The 6,426-nt window shown below is 62.7% G+C and carries 7 protein-coding genes; 2 read left to right on the top strand and 5 right to left on the bottom strand.

Going from position 1 to position 6,426, the window contains the following annotated elements; all coding sequences use genetic code 11:
* The 3 genes from ACESNG_RS21725 to ACESNG_RS21715 form a co-directional block, all read right to left on the bottom strand.
* The coding region (locus ACESNG_RS21725; protein WP_373070829.1) for a class I SAM-dependent methyltransferase at positions 1-479 on the bottom strand (479 nt) is incomplete at its 3' end.
* Between the two features lie 25 nt (positions 480-504).
* On the bottom strand, positions 505-1,566 hold the full coding sequence (locus ACESNG_RS21720; protein ID WP_373061802.1) for a glycosyltransferase family 2 protein: 1,062 nt from the start codon (positions 1,564-1,566) through the stop codon (positions 505-507).
* Positions 1,567-1,609: 43 nt separating this feature from the next.
* On the bottom strand, positions 1,610-2,686 hold the full coding sequence (locus tag ACESNG_RS21715) for a hypothetical protein (RefSeq protein ID WP_373061800.1): 1,077 nt from the start codon (positions 2,684-2,686) through the stop codon (positions 1,610-1,612).
* Positions 2,687-2,855: 169 nt separating this feature from the next.
* Between ACESNG_RS21715 and ACESNG_RS21710 the strand changes: the two genes are divergently transcribed.
* Complete coding sequence (locus ACESNG_RS21710) at positions 2,856-3,527, top strand: NTP transferase domain-containing protein (protein WP_373061798.1); 672 nt, start codon at positions 2,856-2,858, stop codon at positions 3,525-3,527.
* Between the two features lie 60 nt (positions 3,528-3,587).
* On the opposite strand, the gene fliW is transcribed toward ACESNG_RS21710, so the two are convergent.
* Positions 3,588-4,094, bottom strand: a complete 507-nt coding sequence (gene fliW, locus ACESNG_RS21705) for a flagellar assembly protein FliW (RefSeq protein WP_373061796.1) — start codon at positions 4,092-4,094, stop codon at positions 3,588-3,590.
* A 5-nt stretch (positions 4,095-4,099) separates the two neighbouring features.
* Positions 4,100-5,056, bottom strand: a complete 957-nt coding sequence (locus tag ACESNG_RS21700; RefSeq protein WP_373070827.1) for a flagellin — start codon at positions 5,054-5,056, stop codon at positions 4,100-4,102.
* 176 nt (positions 5,057-5,232) lie between these two features.
* Between ACESNG_RS21700 and ACESNG_RS21695 the strand changes: the two genes are divergently transcribed.
* On the top strand, positions 5,233-6,426 hold a 1,194-nt coding region (locus tag ACESNG_RS21695), incomplete at its 3' end, for a sigma-54-dependent transcriptional regulator (RefSeq protein WP_373070825.1).

The following is a 6,426-nucleotide window of genomic DNA, read 5'->3' as shown; positions in this document are numbered from 1 at the left end:
TCGAGCGACAGCAGCGGATGTCGCATGTGGTACAGGACGCCGAAAAAGAACACCACGTCGAACGTGCCGATGCTCGCGGGGTCCATCGCCATGAAGTCGGCGGTCACCGATTCGATTCGGCTGCCACGCAGTGCCCGCGCCACGTTGTAGCCGATCTTACCCGGCCATTCCGCTTCCCAATACGGGCTCGCTCGCCCCTCGTCTCCGGTGCCGAAGTCCTTACCCCAGACGTAGTGATCGAGTGACACGACACGTGACGCACCCGCCGCTTCCGCGGCGAACGAGAAGAATCCATCCCACGCGCCGATGTCGAGTACAGTCTTTCCCTGCACGAGATGGAGCGGAACATTCTGCAGTTCCTTGGCGAGGATCTCCGGAGTCTTGTGCCCGGGCGTAATCACACCTGGCGCAACAGGAATGGAGTGCCACCAGTGATTCACCGAAGTGATCAGCTGATGCATTGGAGTACTGACGGTCATGAGCTTCGATCGGATTGAGGGGGCATCAGTCCGTCGCCGATTTCGGGCTATCGGCAACGCAGACGTCGTGCAACAGCACACTCACGAAGCGCGGATCATCGAGCCCCACGGTGGATGCCGGGTCACCCCCGCTGCTCGTCAGCCGAATGCGTGTCGGTGATTCAGTTGACAGGGGGACGCTCAGTATCAAGGACTGTTGACCACGGAATCGGAGCAGCGAGATGTTCGAATCGATCTGCACTGTGACGTCGACACCGCGCGCTGCGAGGGCAGGCGCCACTGAGGCAAGGGACAACTGGAGGATGCGATCAGGCGCGTCTGCCGCCGCTGCCGTAACGACCGCTTCTTCCGTACTCATCCAGCGCATACCAGGATCGATCGGCCGAAAGAACCCTCGTGCCGTGACCGTGGGCGCAATGCGTTCCTCACGCAGGAGATCCTGTCGAAATGCCATGACGAGACCACGCTGTGTGTACCGCTCGTCGCGATGCGTGACCGTCGCCAACGGTGTGTGCTCGATCCGAAAGCCCGCAGCGCGAACTCGTTCGGACCACTCCACGTCCTCGGCCTGATAGAACCCGCGATCTTCTGCCCACTGTTCCGCGTCGTGGACCCGATGATCCATCACCGCCAAGCAGCCGCACACGTACACGTGGCTGTCGGTCTCGTCATACGCCAGTAGGCTGTGCCCACGCGGTCCGCCGTGCGTGGCCCAGTCCCAGTAGCGGGTCCCGTCGATATTGAGAAGTCGGACGCAGAGCACATCGTACGACAACTGTCGATCACCCACGATGGCGAAGTCGCGGTGGAAACGGAGGTCGTCGTCCGCGACTACGAGACGGTCGAAACGGGCCACAGCACAGGCACGGTTGCGCATCGCGCCAAGGCGCCCGGCAAGAGCTTCCGCCGTACTGTCGACGAAGGTAATGTCGTCGATCGGCGCAGACAGCGTGCCGGAGACAATGATTTCGAAGTCCGGTAGCTGCAGCGCACGGATAGAGGCGATTTCCGAGAGCAGCTGATCATGTCGTCGCCCGTCCGTGATGATGCAGAACGAGACGCCAGGCAGTCTGATGCGAGAATTCATTATGGGGAGTTTAAACGGTGGCGGCAACCGGAGCGAAGGTTACTCACGCGACTACCTCGCGTACGAACAGGTCAGGTGAGTTCCGGAAGTGCTGCTCCAGCCGCTCGGCAGTTGCGGTCAATTCGGACAGGGCGCGACGATGACTTATCGACGCCGGCTCGTCGAGGAGGGCAAGGACGAACGGGGCGAGCATCTCGAATTCGCGCTGTAAGGCGGCGGTAGGCAAGAGGCGGAGTAGCGCGCAGCGTCGCTCCTGTAAGGCGAACACGTTGGGGAGCAGCTCGCGGGCCAGCAGGACGAGCGCCGGATCCAGCGCTTCCCCTTCTCGGTGAGCACCGAGTGCGCGCACGACGTCCCCCACCCAAAACAACTCATGGCAAAAGACCATTCCGCGATGTGGATAGTATCGCGCATCCGTTTCGATCACGCGATCCTGATGATTCCAATTGTGCTCGTCGCGAACGAGGACGGTGACTCGCGTGGTCGGAACGACCGCGCCCTCTGCCACGCCGATAGCGATCAGCAGCTGGTCGTAGTAACTCGGCGTGTACCCCTTTCGCAGCAACGTGTCGACCCATTGGCGAACGGCGGGAGTGCGATGCGCCGCGAAGTACAGCGAGACGTTGGCGTCGCGTGCACTATAAAGCGCGTGGAGTCGCGACGCGGCCGTCGAGTGCCGGAGTGTCGGCGCCGCACGCGTCTTTTGGAGTTCGGCACCGCTTGCCACCAGACAATGCGTCGGGGCGACGATCGCCACGTCATTGGCGGCATCCCTCGTTCCCTCGATCAGCAAGTCGAGGTAGTTGATGGTGAACGCGTCATCGTCGGTCAGAAAAAGCGTCCAGTCACACGCGGGATCGACGGCGCGGTCGAATCGATCGATCAGTGAGGTCGCCTGCAGGTACCGGAGATCCCCCCCGCCTTCTCGGCGGAGCCTCTCCACGAAGTCCCGGAGCGGTTCGAGCCCACGGCCGTCAGCCACCACCAAGCGCACGTCTTGGTGACGGGTACAGGCGTCAGCGGCAGCACGCACGACCCGCGCGACTCCGTCGTGCCAATTGATCGTCGGAAGAACCAGTTGCACCCTAGCCGTTCCGGCGGGCAAGAACGCCTCAGACATGGAGCATCCGTTCAGGGTAGCAGATGATCGTTGCGACGACACCTGGACCACGAGTAACTGGTCCGGCGATCGGATCTGACAGCTGGTTATTGCCTCGCAACGTAGCACGCGCGATACTTGGCGCAAGCCAACGGCACGCTGCCGGCCTATCCCCTCTGCTCTCCGTGCAATGGACGCGATCATTCCCGCTGCCGGACTTGCAACGCGAATGCGCGGCATTCCCAAGTTCCTGCTGCCCTGCGACCTCTCGTACACCACGCTTCTCGAACGTCACATCGCGCATCTGCTGCCCCTGTGCGATGTGGTCTGGATTCCTACACGTCCAGACCTTGTAGGACTGCTCAATTCGCTGGGACTTTCGCGCGACCGCATCGTGATTCTTCCGATGCAGACAGACACGATGACGGAGACCATCATGCGTGTACTCCGTATCGCATCGGCCCAAGTGTTCCAGCTCATCATGCCAGACACGTACTTTCTAGGCGAAACACCGTATGCCCGCCTCAGCGACGCACCGGCCGTCGCAGATCTGTCGTGCTGGAGTATTCGCGAGACGCAACGCGGCAAGCTCGGTCAAGTGTTGCTGGACGATCGTGGTGGCGTGACGGACCTGCGTGACAAGGATCCTTCATGCGAGTACCCATTGTCGTGGGGCGCCCTCACGTTTTCGCGCGCGATCGAGCCCTTCCTCGCGGCGAGCGACCCGCATGTGGGGTACGCCGTGCGGGCTGCGGTGCTCGCAGGCGCTCCAGTGACTGGCCACCGGATCGATGGTCGCTACTTCGACTGCGGCACGCCGGCCGAGTACATCGAGATGCTGGGCACGCTGTCGCGTGAGTAACACTGCGCCCTCACCGCAATAGACGTAAACTCACGACGGAGGCGGAAGAGCGGGCGTGCCCTACACGAGCCGAAACCCGTCGTCCTGCGCCGGATACGCCGCCAGATCCATCGGTTCGCGCAGGGAATATTGCTCGTCGCGATTCACTACCTGCTGCGCCAGTCCCTTGCTGATGTTGAACACGATCGGCGCGCGGAAGTTGCCCGTTACGGGCTCGCTCGGCGTCATCGGCAGCGCGACCATCACCAACGCCAGCGCGTCGGTGGGCTCCACGATCTGCAGCGTGTCACGCTCCGAGTCGCCGAGATCGATCTCGTATTCAGGGTGTCCCACAAACGGATCGGCGAGCAAGAAGGTCGTCTGCGGCTCGTTGACCGCGAGCAGCCACCAGAGGCCGTGACGTGCCGCGGGCAGCAGCGCGTAGGCGGTGCGCTCCGGAAATCCCCGCAACGCTTCCGTGAAATGCATCACGGCTTCGCCGCTCACTTCGATCGTACCAACGGCCGGCGACGTGATCGTATACGTCGCGGTGCTGCGATCCTGCTGGTCCATGACGGCGTGACTCATCAATATCAGAGGTAATTGGCCAGGCTGAGTCCGAGGATACGCGAAGTCGCGCTCATCGCCGCCTGATACAGCGTCTGCTTGCCTACGAGTTCGACCATCGCCTTGTCGATTTCCGTGTCGCGCAGGTCGGAGCGGAACGCCTTCAGCGTCAACTCCATCAAATTGAGGTTGACCGTAGCCGTTTCCAGCTCGTTGATGCGCGCACCCTGCGTCCCGATCAGCGACTGCACGTTACTGTTGGCCGTCGTGATGCGGTCGGCTGCGGCCTGAATGGCCACCGGATCATTGTTTCCGAGTGCCGTCGAGAGGGCGCGCAGCGATTCGAGAGCGTCGGTGGTGAGGAACACTTCCGTGCCGTTGTGCGTGGGCGTGACGAAGACATTGTCACCGATCTCGAGCGTCATGTTGCCGCTCGGATTGACCGGATTGCCCGCCAGCGTGAGCCGCGAGAAGCTACCGGTCGCCGGCGCGGGTGTGGTGAACGGCGCTTCTCCGGCGCGATTACCGCCAAACAGATACTCGTCGCCGATGCGCGTATTGCCAAGGTTCGCCGCGAAGTTGATGAGCTGATCGACTTCGGCCTTCACGATGAGGCGCGACTGTGGGTTCGCGGTGGCGTTCGCCTGTGCGATGCCAAGCTCCATGCCGCGAGTGAGCGCGTTCGTGAGTTGGTCGAGCACGTTCTCTTCGGCCGAGGCGCGGGCAACGCCGCTGTCCACGTTGCGTTTGAACTGCGTCAGCGCGCGCATGGAGCTGCCGACACGCACGAGTTCACCTCCACCCGTGGGGTTGTCGGACATCTTCCGCAGGCTGATGCCGGAGGAAATGTCTTCCCGAATGCGATCGAGCCCCTGCAGGTTGGCCTGCAGGCGTGATTGGCTGTTTCGGGTAACGATCGAGTTGGTAACGCGCATCTGACCTGTGGAATCGGGGACCGTTACATCCCCGAAGGGTTGCAACACGGTGCCGGCACTCCTGTTCAGGTATCGGACGGGTGAGCCGGTCCTTTAGCAACGACGCCGATTTGGTCAGACAGATCGCATTTTCTTCGCGTTTTTCCCGGCATGCGGCTAATTTTGCCGGGTGTCTAGCCAAGGCACCCGTCCGACGCCCCCCTTCGTCCCAGCAGTGCTCCGCCATGGCCACAATTCTGTATGTTGATGACGAGCCGAGCGTCGGACTGATCCTCGAGGATTCGCTCGCCCAGTCCGGCCATACGCCGGTCGGCGCCCGGAGCGTCCCCGAAGCGTTGCAGATCCTCGAGCGGGGCGGCATCGACCTGATCATCTCCGACTATAGAATGCCGGGGCTGACCGGGCTGGAGTTCATCCAGCTGCTCACTCGTGAGGGGTACGACATCCCGCTGATCATGCTGACCGGACACGCCAGCATCGAGCACGCGGTGGCCAGCATCAAGGCTGGAGCGATCGACTATGTTACCAAGCCGGTTCGTCCTCAGCAGCTCGCGCTGGCGGTCGACCAGGCGCTGGAGTTCGTCCGCCTGCGGCGCGAGAACGAAACGCTCCGCAAGGAAGTGATGCAGTTTCGGAACGAGCGGCAGATCATCGGTGACTCGCCGGCCATTAGCCGGATTCTGCAGACGGTCTCCATGGCCGCGCCCACCCGGGCCACGGTACTGCTGCAGGGTGAATCGGGCACCGGCAAGGAGCTGTTCGCCCGCGCGATCCACGACCAGAGTGAGCGTCGCGACAAGCCGTTCATCAAGCTCAACTGCGCCGCGCTCCCCGAGGGACTGGTCGAATCGGCGCTCTTCGGCCACGAGAAGGGCGCCTTTACCGGCGCCATCAAGCGGGTCGAAGGCGCTTTCGAGCGCGCCAATCGCGGCACGCTATTGCTGGACGAAATCTCGGAGATGCGGCTCGATCTACAGGCCAAGCTGCTGCGCGTGCTGCAGGAGCAGGAATTCGAGCGGGTCGGCGGCACCTCGCCGATCAAGGTGGACGTGCGCATCGTGGCCACCACGAACCGCGATCTGGCCTTTGAGGCTGACCAAGGCACGTTCCGGCAGGACTTGTACTATAGACTCTCCACGATCCCGGTCCTGATCCCGCCCCTGCGTGATCGCCCCGAGGATATCGCGGTCCTAGCGCTCCGGTTCGCGATGCGCTACGCGGCCGAGCTGGGCAAGAAGATCGACGGACTCTCGCCCGACGCCCTCGAATCGATGCAGCACTACCCGTGGCCCGGCAATATCCGCGAGCTGCAGCATGTCATCGAACGCGCGGTCATTCTGTCGCCCGACCCCATGATCCATGCACACTGCCTGGAAGGGACGCGCTTCGGTTTGGCGCACTCGCTGGGGGCGCCGTCG

The organism is Gemmatimonas sp. (assembly GCF_041689975.1).
GTDB lineage: Bacteria > Gemmatimonadota > Gemmatimonadetes > Gemmatimonadales > Gemmatimonadaceae > Gemmatimonas.
This window is presented reverse-complemented; position numbering and strand designations above follow the sequence as displayed.

What these genes read in the sequence shown, in the direction of transcription:
- fliW (WP_373061796.1), bottom strand. Translation starts at nt 4,094, where the DNA reads ATGAGTCACGCCGTCATGGACCAGCAGGATCGCAGCACCGCGACGTAT.
- ACESNG_RS21710 (WP_373061798.1), top strand. Translation starts at nt 2,856, where the DNA reads ATGGACGCGATCATTCCCGCTGCCGGACTTGCAACGCGAATGCGCGGC.
- ACESNG_RS21715 (WP_373061800.1), bottom strand. Translation starts at nt 2,686, where the DNA reads ATGTCTGAGGCGTTCTTGCCCGCCGGAACGGCTAGGGTGCAACTGGTT.
- ACESNG_RS21720 (WP_373061802.1), bottom strand. Translation starts at nt 1,566, where the DNA reads ATGAATTCTCGCATCAGACTGCCTGGCGTCTCGTTCTGCATCATCACG.